Origin of the sequence: Sorangium sp. So ce321 (assembly GCF_051530195.1) — a bacterium.
GTDB lineage: Bacteria > Myxococcota_A > Polyangia > Polyangiales > Polyangiaceae > Sorangium.
Genome location: NZ_CP150329.1, coordinates 6,513,878 through 6,529,253, shown reverse-complemented (window position 1 = coordinate 6,529,253; position 15,376 = coordinate 6,513,878). Strand labels below are relative to the sequence as shown.

Below are 15,376 nucleotides of genomic sequence, written 5' to 3'. Positions count from 1 at the left end.
GCCCCGCCGGAGAGGGAGAGGAGCCGCGCGGCGGCGGCAGGACAGACGCGGAGGCGGCGCGCGGCGTCGAGCAGCGCACATGACGGCCGCTGTCTCCGCGCTTTGCCGTAGCGCTGGCGGACCGTTTCGGAGCAAGATCGGCGCTGATGAGCTGGGCACGGCGAGCCGCTCTGTGGACCGGGCTCGGCGCGCTGATCTGTGGCACCGGCGCGGTCGTCGGCCAGGCGCCGTCGGTGCGCGCGTCCTTCTCGGCGGCGTACCGCGCCTTCCGCGATCCCGGCCTGCTCGAGCGCGCGCCGGTGGACTCTCCCGTGGCCGACGCGTGCCTTCCGCCCGTCGGCGACGCGCCGCCCGCGCTCACGGCGCTGGTCGTGCGCGAGTTCCAGCCCGCGACGGACGAGGATCTCGAGGACCCCGAAGGGGCGACGCTCGCCACGCTGGCGATGCCGGACCTCGACGTCCCCCTCACGCGGCGCACGATGCGGTTCGTCCGCTTCTTCGCGCAGTCGGACGAGGGCCGGGCCGTGTTCCAGCGGCGCTTCCGGCGCGCCGGCGCGTACCGCGAGATCGTCGAGCGTTCGCTCCGCGAGGCGGGCCTGCCGGAGGATCTCCTCTGGGTCGCGGCGGTGGAGAGCGGCTTCGATCCGCGGGCGGTCTCGCCGGCTGGCGCGGCCGGGCTCTGGCAGTTCATGCCGAGGACGGGCGAGGCCTACGGCCTGGAGCAATCCGAGTGGATCGACGGGCGCATGAGCCTCGCGCGCGCCACGGACGCAGCGACGGCGCACCTGCGCGACCTCTACGAGCGCTTCGGCCGGTGGGATCTCGCGCTCGCGGCGTACAACCTCGGCCACGAGGGCGTCCTCCGGGCGCTGTCGAAGGTCGCGGCGACGCGCGATCTCGAGGCCCGCGGGCCGATCGGGCTCGCCGAGCTCGCGCAGGCCGGCGTCGTCCCCCGGGAGACGGCGGACTACGTGCCGCAGATCGTGGCGTTCGCCATCGTCGCGGCGAACCGCGCCCGCTTCGGGCTGGATCTGCCCGACGTCGCGCCGCTCCCGCCGCTCGATCTCGGCGAGGTGGCGGTGCCGCCGGGGACGCGGCTCCGCACCATCGCGCGCGCGGCGGGCATCTCGACGGCGGTGCTGCGCGAGCACAACCCCGAGCTCCTGCGCGACCGCGTCCCGCCGGGCCGCGTCGACCACCTGGTCTCGCTGCCCGCCGATCGCGTCGCGCGCGCCATGGCCCTCTTCCCCGCCTACCTCGAGCACGAGGAGCTCGACGAGGGCGAGGCCGACGCGCCGTCCAGCGCCAGCGCGGCCGCCGCGCTGGGCGCCGCGCCGTCGCCGGGCGGCGCGCTGGCGCTGGACGGCGCGTCGCTGCCGCCCCGCCCCGTGTCGCTCGGCCGGAACCGGCTCCCGCTCTTCACCCCGCCCGGCCAGGCGCCTGCGCCGATGCCGCTCCTCGGCAACCCGGAGGCGCTGGAGGCGAAGCTCCCGATCGTGATGATCGGCGGCGGCGTCGGCTGGCGCCCAGCGTTCGAGGACGATCCGCTCGGCATCCGGAGCGGCCGCCTCGTCGCGGCGTCGCCGTTCGACGGCGCCGACCTCGCCGCGCGCCGCGCCCTCAAGGGGCGAGAGGCGGAGATCGAGAAGCAGATCAGCCTCCTCGCGGGGCTCGGCCGGGAGCAGGTGCAGCGCTTCCGCCTCCCGAACGGCATCTCGGTCGACCTGAGGGAGGATCCCGCGGCGCCGCTCGTCTCGATCAGCGCGGCCGTCGCGGTCCCGGCGCCGTCCGCGGGCGAGGGGTGGGCGGCCGGGCCCGCGCTGGCCAGCGAGGCGCGCGTCGCGATCACGGTCCCTCCGCGCGAGCTCGAGGTCGGGATCGACCTCGTCGCGGCGCGGCTCCGGATGCTGCTCGGCGAGGCGAGCTCGGCGCGCGTGGCCGAGCTCCGGAGGCAAGCCAGCGAGGCCTCGCGGCGCGCGCTCGAGCGGACGCCCTACGGCCCGTCGTGGCTCGCGCTCGGGGAGGCGCTGTTCCCCGCCGGGCACCCGCTCGAGGGCACGCTGATCGGGGCGCGCGGTGACGCGAGCGCGGCGAGCGAGCTCCTGCTCACCGAGTCGCTCCGGCGCGAGCGCGGCGCGGCCCAGGCGACGATCGCGCTCTCGGGCGACGTGTCCCGCGCGGCGGTCGAGCCGGCGCTCGCGCGCGCGCTCCAGCGCGTCGCGGCGGAGCCCGAGCGGCCAGTCGGGCCGCACCCCCGCGAGGAGCGGCTCGTCGTCGAGGACGCGGTGCCGGCGCCGCGCCTGCTCTACGGCTGGCTCGCGCCGCCGGAGGGCGGCGCGGACGAGGCGTCGCTCCGGGTGGCGATGGAGATCCTCACCGGCGTGCGCGTCGCGCGGCTCGCGAAGGCCCTCGCGACCGAGGGGCAGCTCGCGACCGAGGTGACGGGGCGGCTGTCGCTCGGCGCGCACGCGAGCGTGGCGGCGGTGGAGCTCACGCCTGCCCCGTCGCGCAGCGCCGCCGAGCTGGAGCAGCGCCTCGACGCCGAGCTCGCGTCGCTGGCGGCGTCCGGACCGACCTGGAAGGAGCTGTCCCTCGCGAAGGCCCTGCTCAGGCTCGACCTCGAGAAGGAGCTCGCGCGGCGCTCCGCCGTCGCCCCGCCGCCCGCGTCCGCCCGGCCGATCACGGATCTGCGGCTGCGCGCCGCGCTCGATCCGGGCAGCGTGCCGCGGCTGCTGCGCGCGCTGGAGGAGGTCGATCTGGCCGACGTGCGCGCCGTCGTCGCGCGGACCTTCCGCCGCGAGCACCGGGTGATCGTCACGACCTGGCCGCGCGGCGCGGCGGCAGGGAGCGGCCTCGTGACCGCTGCCCCCGCCTCGCCCGTGCCATCCGCGCCTTCCGCGTTCCCCGCGCCGTCAGCGCCCTGACCCCGGCGCGGCGCTGGGCGCCGCTCCGCCCTTGCCGAAATCAAGGGGAACCGCGCGTTCAGGAGACTCACAAGCACGCTACATGCCATTCCGGCTTTCTTGCCATGGACTTATGGACAGGTATGGACAGCTGGTATCAGTTGGAGATAGCAAGGGAGAATGACGACCCCTGCAAAGCCGCTGATGTCTGCGGCACCAGCGAGCGAACACGCCGCACATTTCCAGGACACCGCCTATCGGACCTCCCGCTCGTTGCCGTCGGAGGGCGCGAAGCCGGCGACTCCCATGACGCGAAGCGGCGTCGTGGACCGCTCGGCGCGGGCCACCTCGAGGGCGACTCCCGCCGAGGTGCTCTTCGAGACATCCGAGCTGCCTTCGCTGCTCGACCAGGTGCACGCGGTCATCGCGCTGCAGGATCAGCCGGTGCTGCGCAACCTGCTCATCACGCAGTGCTACCACGATCTCTCTGCGGAGCTCGTGCGGCTGCTCGGCGGGCGCAACGCCCACTGGTGCACCTTCGCCACGTGGGCGTCCAAGACTGCAGGGCGTTTCATCCGCAACGAGGAGGTGCCGGCCGTGCTCCGGCGCGTGATCCTCGCGGACGAGGAAGAGCGGGAGAGCTTCCCGCCGCGCGTCAGCGGCGTGAGGCTGCGCGGCCAGGGCGAGCCCGAGCGGGAGAGCGCGCCGCGCATCAGCGCGCTCGACGCGCTCGCGCCGTGGTGGGGCCACGGGCTCGGGCTCATGGACATTCCGGAGCGGATCCTGGGCGAGCTGAGCGCGGACATCGCCCTCGGCAACCTCAAGGTGTTCGCGGAGCTCGGGCCGCTGTTCGCCCGCATGATCCAGCTATACCGGGACTGCCCGCGGCCGGGCGAGGCGCAGCTCGCGGCCCTGATCGAGGGCCTGCAGCCGGGGCCGTCGCCGGAGGGCGGGCAGGGGCTGCTCCGCAGCGCCATGGCCCAGTACCACGAGGCGATGCTCACGGAGGATCGCGACAAGAAGGCCGAGCTGATCCTCCTCGCCAACGCGCGCGTCGGGCTCCACGAGCAGGTGCGGCTCCAGCCGTACATCGCGCGATCGCTCAACGCGCCCCTCCGCTGCATGCTCGACACGGTCGGCTCGCCCGGGCGGCGCCTGCCCGAGGCGCTGCGATCGATGATCCAGGACAAGATCGAGAAGGTGCATGCCCTCTGGCGGCTCGTGGCGACGAAGGAGATGATGACCATGCGCCTCCCGGACGAGCTCCTCGAGCTCGGCCACGATCTGCCGGCGCCCCCCGGGTCGCCGCTCCACTGCGCGGAGCTCGCGAACATCGAGGACCGCGAGCTCTACGAGCTGCTGCGCGAGTACGACGCGCACGACCACACGACGTCCGGGTGCGGCGCCGAGGACTGGGCGTCGCTGCGCGAGCGCATGAGCTACATCCTCGAGCTGTTCCGCTCGCGGCAGTGCTGCCCGCGGCTCCTCGAGCGGCCCTTCAACCGCGCTCAGCACGTCGAGATCGTGGCCTGGCGCGTGCCGGCGCCGCTCCACGGCGATCTCTAGCCCCGCGCGCCGGAGACCCTGCGCGTCCCTGGTCGCCGCCGCGCGTCGCTCACGCGCGTTGCCCCTTCTCTTCCAGCGCGCCGCTCACGCGCGTTGCCCCTTCTCTTCCAGCGCGCCGCTCACGCGCGTTGCCCCTTCTCTTCCAGCGCGCCGCGAGCCGCCCCGCTTCCAGCGCGTCGCGCGCCCCCTACGCGCCCGCTCCGCGGCGCTCCGAGAGCTGCGCCACGAGGCCGAGCGCGCCCTGCCGCTCGGCGATCTCGCGCCCCTTCCGGAACGCCGCCTCGGCCTGCGCGCGCGCCTCCGCGGCGGTCGGCGCGCCGCGCGCGAGGGCGAGCTCGCCTTCGAGCCGGTAGAGCTCGGGCTCGAAGTAGCGCTCGTCGCTCCGGTCGACGAAGGCCAGCGTGTCGGCGAGCAGCGCGCTCGCCTCGTCGACGTTGCCCGCGCCGAGCTCCGCCTCGATGAGCGCTGAACGCCAGTAGGTCAGCGACACGCGGCTGCCGATGCTCATCAGCATGGTGAGGCCCCCGCGGATGCGCGCGGCGCCCTCCGCGTAGCGCGCGCGCGCCGCCTCGCCGGCCGGCCCCTGTGCGGCGCGCGCCGCCGCCGCCCAGCCGAGGTCGATCTGGCTGAGCGCCGCCCAGTGCGGCATCCCCACCTCCTCGGAGAGCTTGCTGAGCACGAGCGCGTGCGCCTCCGCGCCCGCGACGTCGCCGAGCAGGCAGCACAGCACCGCCGTGAAGTGCTCGACGAAGCCGCGGCTCACGGGCTGGTTCAGCTCCTCGCAGAGGGCGATCGCCTCGTCCACCGAGGCCTTGGCGCGCTCCGGCTCGCCGAGGTGGAACGCGATCCAGGCGAGGTGGGACAGCGAGAACGCCGCGGCGTCGTGGCCGAACAGGAAGGCGAGCGGCAGGTGGTGCGCGGGGTCGTAGATCGAGAGCACCTTGTTGAAGTGCTCGCGCGCCTCGCCGAGGCGCCCTCGCAGGAAGCGCGTGGCGCCGAGCGCCTGGTGAGCGCCCAGCGCGATGCCGGCGTCGCCCGTGCTCTCGGCGAGCGCGAGCAGCTGCTCGCCGTGCTGCTCCGCCAGCGCATAGTCGCCGCGGACGTGGAAGAAGATCCAGAGCCCCCACAGCGCGGGGAAGAGCTGCGGCGAGGAGCCCGCCTCGCGGCAGAGCGCGTGCGCGCGCGCGTACGTCGCCTCGACCTCCGGGGCGGCGTAGCCGCGCGTGATCATCAGCGGGACGCCGAGCGTCGTCTGCAGCGTGATCTCGTCGCGCGCCCGCTCCTTCGTGTCCGGGAGCTGCTTGAGGAGCTCGAGCCCGCGGCGGAGCTGGCTGATCGCCTCGGCGTGCGCGGAGGAGATGAGCGACGCCTCCCCCGCGCGCTGCCAGGCGGCGATGGCCGGGCCGACCAGCGCGGCCTCGGTGTAGTGGCGCGCGAGCAGCTCGGGCGGGGTCTCGGGGAAGCGCTCGGCGAGGACGGCGGCGATGCGCGCGTGGTAGACCTGCCGCGTGCTGCGGAGCAGCGACTGGTAGGCGGCGTCCTGCACCAGCGCGTGCTTGAACGTGTACGTCGCGCGCGGGGGGCGCCCCCGCTGGAAGAGCAGCTCGGCGTCGACGAGCTGCGCGAGCGCCTCGCGCAGCGACGCGGGGCTCGACGCCATGAGGAGCGGCTCGCCGAGCGCGCCGCCGGCGCAGAGCTCGAGCGCCTCGTAGCCGAACGAGCGGCCGAAGACGGCGCCGAGCTGCGCGACCTCCTTGGCCGGGCCGAGGCGGTCGAGGCGCGACGTCAGCGAGTGCTGGAGCGTGGTCGGGATCTCGAGCGCGCCCACCCACGCGGGCGAGGCGCTCGGCGAGCCGGCCGGCTCCCCTGCGGCCACTTTGGCGGCGGCCGATTCGAGGACCATGCGCGTGAGCTCCTCGGCGAACAGCGGGACGCCGTCGCTGCGCTCGGCGAGCGTCCGGATCACCTCCTTCGGCAGCGGGGCCTGCACGGCCGGGGCGCCGCTCGTCGCGTAGGCGCCGGCCAGCTGCTGGACGAGCGCCTCCATGCGCTCGGCGCTGAGCGGGGCGAGGTAGATCTGCGTGAAGTGCGAGCGCACCGGCCACGGCGGCGCGAACGTGGGGCGGCCGGTCAGGAGCAGCAGCAGCGGCGACGGACGCCCCTCGTCGATGAGCCGGCCGAGCAGCTCCAGGGTCGACGGGTCGGCCCAGTGCAGGTCCTCGGCCGTGAGCACGAGCGGCTGCCGATCGGCGAGCCCGAGGAAGAGCTGGAGGAGCGAGGCGATGGTCTCCTGCCGCTGGCGCTGCGGGCTGAGCGCCGGCGCCGCATGGCGCCCCTCGATCGGGATCGACAGCAGCGCGGCGAGCAGCGGCACGGCGAGCGGCCCCGCCTCCGCCTCGGCGAGCAGCTGCTCCAGCCGATCGAGCCGATCTTCGACGTTCTCCAGCGCCGCGCCGCGCTCGATCGGCGCCGCCATGCCGCTCAGCGTGCTCGCGCGCTCGCGATCGCCCGCGAGCAGCGCGTTGAGCAGCTCGATCACCGGATAGAAGGCGCTGTTCTGGAGCTGCGGCGAGCAGCGCGCCTCGAGCCAGCGGTGCGGCGTCCCGGCCAGCCGGCCGCGGAACGCGCGCACGCTCCGCGACTTCCCGATGCCGGCCTCGCCCGTCATCAGCACGACCTGCCCGGCGCCGCCCGCGGCCAGCGCCCACCGGGCCGAGAGCTGGTCGAGCTCGCTCTCCCGTCCGATCAGCGGGGTGAGCCCCTGCTGCATCCGCGCGTCGAGCCGGTCCCGCGCGGTCGTGCGCCCCTGCACCGCGAAGACCTCGATCGGCTGGCGCGCGCCCTTCGGGCTGATCTCGCCGAGCGTGTCCACGTAGTAATAGCCATCGATGAGCTTCTGCGTGGCGCGGCTGACGAGCACCGTGCCCGGCTCGGCGTGCGCCTTCAGCTGCGTCGCGGCGTTCAACGTCGGTCCGGCGAGCGAGGGCACGGCGTCGCTGTCCGCGACGACGACGATCCCGGTGTGCACGCCGACCTGCACGGACAGCGGCAAGGACGTGATCTCCCGCGCGTTCATGCGAGACATGTGCTCGACCAGATCGAGCGCCGCCTGCACGGCGCGGAGCGCGTCGTCCTCCCGCGCCACGGGGTGGCCGAAGTAGGCGACCGTCTCCTCGCCGGGGGAGCGGAGGAACACCCCCTCCTGCTCCCCGATCACCTGGGCGCACGCGGCCTGGTACATCTGGACGAGCTCGTGGAACGCCTCGCCGTCGACCGTGTCCGCGATGCGCTCGGCGCTGGCGAGCCCGCAGACCAGCACGGTGAGCTGGCGGCGCTCGCCGCGGCCAGTGGCGGCCAGCTGGCGCGACCCCGGCGGGGTGCTCGGGCGGGACGTGAGCTTCGTGGCCACCGGCGTCTGCTGCCCGTCGGCAGGACCGGGGTGGATGGACACGTTGCGCATCGGCCTCGCCGGCGGCTCGGCCTGCGCGATGTTGCGGCCCGCCATCGCGAGCGTCGGCGCCGCGCCGAGCCGCGCGTCCTGCTGCTGCTGCTCGATCGATCTCGGCTCCGGGGGCTGCGGCGGACCGAACTCCTCGGACGGCACGAGCACGGTCTCCTGGTTCACCTCGGCCTGCTGCGCCGGCCGCGTCACGATGGCCCGCTGCTCCAGCCAGTTGCCGCGCTCCTTCGCGGCGGCGGCGCTGTCCGAGTCGCGGGGCAAGGGCCACGGGATCGCGGTCACGTCGCACGCCTCCAGCAGCTCGTAGGCATCGCGGGCGGACCGGAAGCGGTGCGCCGGCGACTTGGCGGTCGCCTGCGCCAGCAGCGCGCCGAGGGGGTGGCCGCGGAGGGCGCGGGGGATGGGCACCGGCTCGGGGCTCAGCTGGCGGAAGATGACCTCGGCGACCGTCGCCTCGTGCATGACGGGCGCGCCCATCAGGCACTCGAGGAAGGTGAGCCCCCATGCGTAGATGTCCGCCGCTGTGGTCGGCGTGGACTGCACGAGCTGCTCCGGGGCCATGTAGGCCGGGGTCCCGTTGAACTCCCCGGTGGGCGTGAGCGCGCGGTAGTCGGACGCGCGCGCGTCGCCGATGAGCGCGGCGATGCCGAAGTCGAGCACCTTGGCGTGCGTCCGCTTGCCGGACGCGGCGACCATGATGTTGTGCGGCTTGAGATCGCGGTGGATGACGCCGCGCTCGTGGGCGAAGCCGATGGCGTCGAGCACATGCAGCATCAGCCGCTTCGCCTCGTTCGGCTCGATCCCCCGCGTGCGCTGGCAGCGCGCGGTCAGCGTCTCGCCGTCGACGTACTCCAGAGCCAGGTAGAGCTCGCCATCGGGCAGGCGCCCGGCGTCGAGCAGCCGCACGATGTGCGGGTGGCTCAGCTGGGCGATGACCTGCATCTCCCGCTCGAAGCGCGCCTCTTGCGAGCCGCTCTCGCGGGAGCGCCGCAGCGCCTCGGGCCGCAGCAGCTTCAGCGCCACGCGCTGCGTGGTCACGATCTGGCGCGCCTCGTAGACGACGCCATGACCGCCGCTGCCGAGGTGGCCGAGCACCTGATACCGGCCGTCCACGAGCGCGCCGACCTCGAGCAATCCATCGCGAGCGGACATCTCCTTGATCTCTTACCGCCGAACGCCGCCGGAGTGGTCCGCGAACTCCGCGGCCGGCCCAGGTTGATCGCTCGCGGCGACCGAGGGCTTGTCAGGAGCGACAGCGGCGCCAGCGGACCCCGACCGGCTCACGAGGCGCCCACCTCCGCTCTGCCGCGGCGTGGCGTGGTCCGCGCTTGCTGCGCTGGCTTCCGGCTCAGGCGACCGGGATTACTTCGGCTGGAGCGCGTGGTACGCGAGGAAGAGGTCTGATACCCTCGCGCTCGATGGGCAATGCCCCGCATTCCGGCAGCATGCCGCCACCTTCGAGTGGTCGGGGCCAAGGGACGCTCCTCTACGCCGTCGACGACGAGGAGAGCAACCTGGACCTCATGGAGCGGGCGCTCCGCTCCGGCTACCAGGTCCGCACCTTCGGCGATCCGCGCCGCGCGCTGGCGGCGGCGGTGAAGGAGCCGCCCGCCGTGGTCGTCGCGGACTACCGGATGCCTCACTTCAGCGGGCTCGCGCTGCTGCGCGAGCTGCGCCGGCAGGGGTTGAGCTACGTGCCGGTGCTCGTCTGCGCGCCGACGGACGTGGAGCAGATCCAGAAGATCTCCCGGGAGAGCGCGACCTTCCGGATCATCACGAAGCCCTGGATCGCCTCGGATCTGCGCCGCCAGGTCGACCTGGCGGTGAGCCTGCACCAGCTGCAGGCGGCCCGGAACCTCCGCTGAGCCGGGGGCGCTCGGCGGCCTCGCGGCGCGCTGTCCGCGGGGCGACGCGCCGGATCGCCGTCGAGCAGAGCGGGCTCATGGTTGCGGCGCGGATGCGCTAAGCAGTCCTGGTGATCGCCCGCTCCCTCGACGTTGTCGCGCTCGAGCTGCCGCAGCGCTTCGGCGACCCGCGTGGCTCGCTCGCCGAGATCGATCGCCTCCTCGGCTCGCCCGCGGTGCAGGGCGCCGCGCTCGCGCTGCTGCCCGAGCTCATCGTCACGGGCTATGTCTCGCCGCGGGGCGACAGCGACCTGCGCCGCTTCGCGGAGCCCCTCGATGGAGAGTCGGCCCAGCGGCTCGCCGAGCTCGCGCGCGCGCACGGGCTCGCCCTGGCAGGCCCGCTCGTCGAGGAGGACCAGGGCCGCTTCTACAACAGCCTGCTCGTCTTCGACCGCGAAGGGCGGCGCGTCGGCCATTACCGCAAGCGTCATCCGTGGTTCCCGGAGCGCTGGGCGGCGCCGGGCGATCTCGGGACCCCGGTCCTCGGTCTGCTCGGCGTCAAGGTGACCGCCGCGATCTGCTTCGACGTCCACTTCGTCTCCGCGGACGCGGGCGGAGCGCTCGACGAGGCCGACCTGCTGCTCTTTCCGACGGCCTGGGTCGATCCGCCCGGAGAGGGCGACGCGCGCGCCGACCTGCTGCCAGCGCTGGCCCGGCGCCACCGCGTCGCGATCGTGAACGCGAACTGGGGGCCGTCCAGCCCCGCGCTCCACGGCCAGGGTGGCTCGCGCATCCTCGACGCGCGCGGGCGCACGGTCGCGGCGGCGTCGGCGGGCCCGGGCCCGCGCGTGGTGCGCGCCGCCTTGCACCTCGAGAAGGACCAGCCGCGCGGCGCCTGAGGGAGCTCGTGCGCGGAGTGGAAGGTGCATGCGCGCCCGCGCGCATCGATCGCGCGCGCTCAGGGAAGGGGAGCGCGCTCAGGGAGGGGGAGCGCGCTCACGCGAAGGGGAGCGCGCTCAGGTCGACGTTTCCGCCGCTCAGGATGACGCCGATCCGCGCTCCCTGGACCTTGCGCAGGAGGACCGCCGCCACGGACACTGCCGCGCTCGGCTCGATGAGGATCTTCATCCGCTCCCAGACGAGGCGCATCGCCTCGACGGTGTTCTCCTCGCTCACGGTGACGATCTCGACCCCGCGCTCGCGCAGGACGGCGAAGGTGAGCTCGCACAGCGAGGCGCGGAGGCCGTCCGCGATCGTCTGCGGGTCGTTCGACGGGAGGATCTTGCCCTCGCGCAGCGATCGCGCGGCGTCGTCCGCCGCCTCGGGCTCGACGCCGACCGTCCGCGCGCGCGACAGCGCGCTGGTCGCGATGGCGGTGCCGGAGATCAGCCCGCCGCCGCTCACGGGCGCGACGACGGCGTCGAGGTCCTCCACCTGGCTGGCGAGCTCCAGCGCGGCCGTGCCCTGGCCGGCGATGACGTGCGCGTTGTCGTACGGATGGACGAGGATCGCGCCCGTCTCGGCGAGCACGCCGGCGATCGTCTCCTCGCGTGAGCGGAGCGTGGGGGCGCAGGTCACGACGCGGCCGCCATAGCCCTCCACGGCGGCGCGCTTCACGGCGGGCGCGTTCGAGGGCATGACGATGTGCGCGGGGATGCCGCGGATGCGGGCGGCGAGCGCGAGCGCGGCGGCGTGGTTGCCCGACGAGTGGGTCGCGACGCCGCGCCGCGCCTCCTCGTCCGGGAGGGCCAGGACCGCGTTGCACGCCCCGCGGAACTTGAACGCCCCGCCTCGCTGCAGGTTCTCGCACTTGAAGAAGACGCGCGCCCCCGCCATGCCGTCGATCGTCCGGCTGGTCAGGACGGGGGTCACGTGGGCGTGGGGCGCGATGCGCGCGGCGGCGCGGCGGATGTCCTCGATGCTGGGCAGAGCGCTCATGGCAAGCGCATCGGAGCGCGGTCTGCGCCCGACGTCCACTGCGAGCGCGCCGCGGGCCAGGGCGCGACGGCGCCTCAGAAGAGTTCGGCCGCGATGCCGTCGGCGAAGATCCAGGAGGCCCGCGGGACGCTGAGCCGCCCGCCGTCCATCGCCAGGCGGCCGGCGCGCTCGAGCCGCTCCGCGGCCCTCCGCCGCGCGGGGCTCCACGCGGGCACCCCGAGCGCCGCCGCGGCGGCCTCGAGATCGAACCCCTCGCGCAGCCTGAGCCCGAGCATGATGCGCTCGGACAGCCGTGTCTCCGGGGCGAGCCGCTCCTCGCTCTCCACGGGGATCGCCGAGCCGCCCTCGGCCATGGCGGCCATGTACCGCTCCGGGCTCGCGATGTTCCGGTACCGGACCGCGAACGCCTCGCCGCCGTCCTCCGCGCCGGCCGACCTGAGCCCCCAGCGCGGATCCGGGCGCGACACGGTCCCGAAGGCGGCGCAGCCGAGCCCGACGTAATCGACGCCTTGCCAGTAGCCGAGGTTATGGCGCGCCTCGTGGCCTGGCCTCGCGTAGTTCGAGACCTCGTAATGGGCGAGCCCCTCGGCCTCGAGCGCCTCGTCGATCGCGAAGAACGTGTCCGCCACCCCGTCGTCCGCGGCGAGCGGCAGGCGCCCGCGCCGCGCGAGCTCTCCGAACGACGTCCCGGGCTCCACGGTGAGGCTGTACGCGGAGATATGGCTGACGCCGGTCGCTGCCACCGCCCGCGCCTCGGCGGCGGCGTGCTCGGGGCGCTGCTCCCGCGCCTCATCGGCTGTCCCCACCGCGACCCCATAGATGAGATCGCCGCTCACGCGCGGCATCCCGGACCGGAGGGCCGCCGCGAGGGCGCCGAGCCCGCCGTCTGGGTCGTGCAGGCGGCCGAGGAACCGGAGGCGCTCGGCGTCGAGCCCCTGCACGCCGACGCTCAGCCGGTTGACGCCGATCGCTTGAAAGGCGCGGGCGCGCTGCTCATCGAGCGAGGTGGGGTTGCACTCGACGGTCACCTCGAGGTCCGGCGACAGCCGGCCGGCGGCCGAGGTGATCGCCGCGAGCACCCTGCCCAGCTCCTCCGGCTCCCACAGGGACGGCGTCCCGCCCCCGAAGAACACGCTCCGGAGCTCGCGCTCGCCCAGCGCATCCGCTCGCCTCCGGAGCTCGGCCAGCACGGCGTCGGCATAACCGCGGTGATCGATCGCTTCCCGCGCTTTCGCGAACGAAACGAAGTCGCAGTAGGGACACTTCTTGAGGCACCACGGGAAGTGGACGTAGACGGTGATCGGCTCCATGGAATTCTTGAAAACGGACAAAACCAGGCACAAAATCAGGCAAAAACCACGCACGAAAACGGAGACGGCGGAGCGCGCGCCCGGCGCCGGGCACGCGCATGGTGACACAATTGCGGGGTCTAGATCGCGGTGTTAGCGTGCAAAAGGGAGGGGGCGCATTGCGCCCGCCGAACTCTTCATGCTGACGTTGACGGAGCTTGTCGATCGCGTTCGGACCTACCAGCCGGCTGCAGACGTCGATCTCATCGCCCGGGCTTACGCCTATAGCTCTGACGCTCACCGGGGGCAGACCCGCAAGAGCGGCGACCCGTACTTCTCCCACCCGGCGAGCGTCGCCGCGATCATCACCGAGCTCAAGCTGGACACGGCGAGCGTCTGCGCCGGTCTCCTGCACGACGTCGTGGAGGACACCCTCGCGACGACCACCGACATCGAGAACAGCTTCGGCCAGGAGGTGGCGTTCCTCGTCGACGGCGTGACGAAGCTCTCGAAGATCAACTTCGCTTCCAAGGAAGATCGGCAGGCCGAGAACTTCCGCAAGATGCTGGTGGCGATGGCGCGCGACATCCGCGTGCTCCTCGTGAAGCTGTGCGACCGCCTCGACAACATGCGGACGCTCGAGTTCATGAAGCCCGATTCGCAGGACCGGATCGCGCGGGAGACGATGGAGATCTACGCCCCGCTCGCGAACCGCCTCGGCATCGCGCGCTTCAAGAGCGAGCTCGAGGACCTGTCGTTCCGGTACATCGAGCCGGAGGCGTGGTCGGATCTCTCGCAGAAGGTCAAGACGACCGCGAAGGAGCGGGACAGGTACATCCACGACGTCTCGAAGGTGCTCGCGGCCAAGCTCGCCGAGCAGGGCTTCGCGGTCGACGTCACCGGCCGCGCGAAGCACCTCTACTCGATCTGGCGCAAGATGCAGGCGCAGCAGTGCGACTTCGATCAGGTCTACGACGTCATCGCGTTCCGCGTGCTCGTCGAGTCGGTCGCGGACTGCTACGCGACGCTCGGCGTCATCCACTCGCAGTGGACCCCGGTCCCGGGCCGCTTCAAGGACTACGTCGCGCTGCCCAAGCCCAACATGTACCAGTCGCTGCACACGACGGTCATCGGGCCCGGGCGCGAGCGGATCGAGATCCAGATCCGCACCAACGAGATGCACCGCGTGGCGGAGCAGGGCATCGCAGCGCACTGGAAGTACAAGGAGAGGAACTCCGGCGGCATCGACCCGAAGGACGCGGCGCGGTTCGGCTGGCTCCGCCAGCTGATGGAGTTCCAGAAGGAGCTCAAGGACCCGGCCGAGTTCCTGGAGAGCGTCAAGGTCGACCTGTTCCAGGACGAGGTGTACGTCTTCACGCCAAAGGGCGACGTGCGCGTCTTCCCCCGCGGCTCGACGCCGATCGACTTCGCGTACGCGATCCACACGAAGGTCGGCGAGCACTGCTCGGGGGCGCGGGTCAACGGGGCCATCGTTCCGCTCCGCTCGAAGCTCCGGAACGGCGACGTTGTCGAGGTGATGACCAACCCGAGCCAAAACCCCTCGAAGGACTGGCTCGATTACGTCACCACCAGCCGCGCGCGCGCGAAGATCCGCAATTACCTGCGCACGGAGCAGCGGGAGAAGTCGCTCAAGCTCGGCCGTGAGCTCCTCGAGAAGGAGATGCACCAGCGGAGCATGAGCCTGAGCCGCCTCACCAAGAACGAGGCCGAGCTGCGCAAGGTCATGGAGCGCTTCGGCGTGACCTCGGCCGACGAGCTGTTCATCGCGGTCGGCTACGGCAAGGTGAGCGTCCGCGCGGTGTGCGAGTTCCTCGCGCCCACCCCGAAGGAGAACGAGAAGGGCACGCCGACGCCGCCGCCCGAGTCGATCAAGGAAGGGCGCATCGAGTCGCTCGTCCGCAAGGTCACAGGGCGCGACAGCCACGGCATCCGGCTGAACGGCATCGACGATGTCCTCGTTCGCTACACGAAGTGCTGTAACCCGCTCCCCGGCGACGAGATCGTCGGCTTCATCACGCGCGGCCGCGGCATCACGGTCCACCGCCGCAACTGCGCCAAGGCGTTCGACACGGATCCCGAGCGCCGCGTGGAGATCTCGTGGGACTCGCGCGCGAAGATCAACCGCCCGGTGCAGATCAAGGTGATGACCGCGAACCGTCCGGGCATCCTCGCGACGGTGGGGCATACGTTCCACGAGCAGGGCATCAACATCAGCGAGGCGACCTGTCGGGCGGGCGACGACGGCCGGGCGATGAACACGTTCACCTTCCTCTGCTCGGACCTCGCGCAGCTGAAGAGCGTCATCCGGCACCTCCAGCGGATCCCTGGCGTCATGGCCGTCGAGCGGACCTGAGC

The 15,376-nt window shown here is 73.2% G+C and carries 8 protein-coding genes; 5 read left to right on the top strand and 3 right to left on the bottom strand.

What is annotated here, in order from left to right; all coding sequences use genetic code 11:
• Positions 1-146: 146 nt before the first annotated feature.
• On the top strand, positions 147-2,924 hold the full coding sequence (locus tag WME89_RS24085) for a transglycosylase SLT domain-containing protein (protein ID WP_438011433.1): 2,778 nt from the start codon (positions 147-149) through the stop codon (positions 2,922-2,924).
• Between the two features lie 285 nt (positions 2,925-3,209).
• Entirely contained in the window at positions 3,210-4,469 is a 1,260-nt protein-coding gene (locus tag WME89_RS24080) for a hypothetical protein (protein WP_438011432.1), read from the top strand.
• 187 nt (positions 4,470-4,656) lie between these two features.
• On the opposite strand, the gene WME89_RS24075 is transcribed toward WME89_RS24080, so the two are convergent.
• Positions 4,657-9,081, bottom strand: a complete 4,425-nt coding sequence (locus WME89_RS24075) for a protein kinase domain-containing protein (protein WP_438011431.1) — start codon at positions 9,079-9,081, stop codon at positions 4,657-4,659.
• 293 nt (positions 9,082-9,374) lie between these two features.
• Here WME89_RS24075 and WME89_RS24070 point away from each other — a divergent pair, with 293 nt between their 5' ends.
• Together WME89_RS24070 and WME89_RS24065 are read left to right on the top strand one after the other, a co-directional pair.
• Positions 9,375-9,794, top strand: coding sequence for a response regulator (locus WME89_RS24070; protein ID WP_436618790.1), 420 nt, complete (start codon positions 9,375-9,377; stop codon positions 9,792-9,794).
• 110 nt (positions 9,795-9,904) lie between these two features.
• Positions 9,905-10,672 carry a carbon-nitrogen hydrolase family protein gene (locus tag WME89_RS24065; RefSeq protein ID WP_438011430.1) on the top strand — a complete coding sequence of 256 codons (768 nt, stop codon included), beginning with the start codon at positions 9,905-9,907 and terminating at the stop codon, positions 10,670-10,672.
• 97 nt (positions 10,673-10,769) lie between these two features.
• Here WME89_RS24065 and WME89_RS24060 read toward each other — a convergent pair whose 3' ends face one another.
• Together WME89_RS24060 and hemW are read right to left on the bottom strand one after the other, a co-directional pair.
• On the bottom strand, positions 10,770-11,711 hold the full coding sequence (locus WME89_RS24060; RefSeq protein WP_438011429.1) for a pyridoxal-phosphate dependent enzyme: 942 nt from the start codon (positions 11,709-11,711) through the stop codon (positions 10,770-10,772).
• Positions 11,712-11,785: 74 nt separating this feature from the next.
• A complete protein-coding gene (gene hemW / locus WME89_RS24055; protein ID WP_438011428.1) occupies positions 11,786-13,021 on the bottom strand; it encodes a radical SAM family heme chaperone HemW in 1,236 nt (411 codons plus the stop codon).
• Positions 13,022-13,199: 178 nt separating this feature from the next.
• On the opposite strand from hemW, the gene WME89_RS24050 reads away from it, so the two are divergent.
• Complete coding sequence (locus WME89_RS24050; RefSeq protein ID WP_438011427.1) at positions 13,200-15,374, top strand: RelA/SpoT family protein; 2,175 nt, start codon at positions 13,200-13,202, stop codon at positions 15,372-15,374.
• Positions 15,375-15,376: the final 2 nt, after the last annotated feature.

What these genes read in the sequence shown, in the direction of transcription:
- WME89_RS24050 (WP_438011427.1), top strand. Translation starts at nt 13,200, where the DNA reads ATGCTGACGTTGACGGAGCTTGTCGATCGCGTTCGGACCTACCAGCCG.
- WME89_RS24085 (WP_438011433.1), top strand. Translation starts at nt 147, where the DNA reads ATGAGCTGGGCACGGCGAGCCGCTCTGTGGACCGGGCTCGGCGCGCTG.
- WME89_RS24060 (WP_438011429.1), bottom strand. Translation starts at nt 11,711, where the DNA reads ATGAGCGCTCTGCCCAGCATCGAGGACATCCGCCGCGCCGCCGCGCGC.
- WME89_RS24080 (WP_438011432.1), top strand. Translation starts at nt 3,210, where the DNA reads ATGACGCGAAGCGGCGTCGTGGACCGCTCGGCGCGGGCCACCTCGAGG.
- WME89_RS24070 (WP_436618790.1), top strand. Translation starts at nt 9,375, where the DNA reads ATGCCGCCACCTTCGAGTGGTCGGGGCCAAGGGACGCTCCTCTACGCC.
- hemW (WP_438011428.1), bottom strand. Translation starts at nt 13,021, where the DNA reads ATGGAGCCGATCACCGTCTACGTCCACTTCCCGTGGTGCCTCAAGAAG.
- WME89_RS24075 (WP_438011431.1), bottom strand. Translation starts at nt 9,081, where the DNA reads ATGTCCGCTCGCGATGGATTGCTCGAGGTCGGCGCGCTCGTGGACGGC.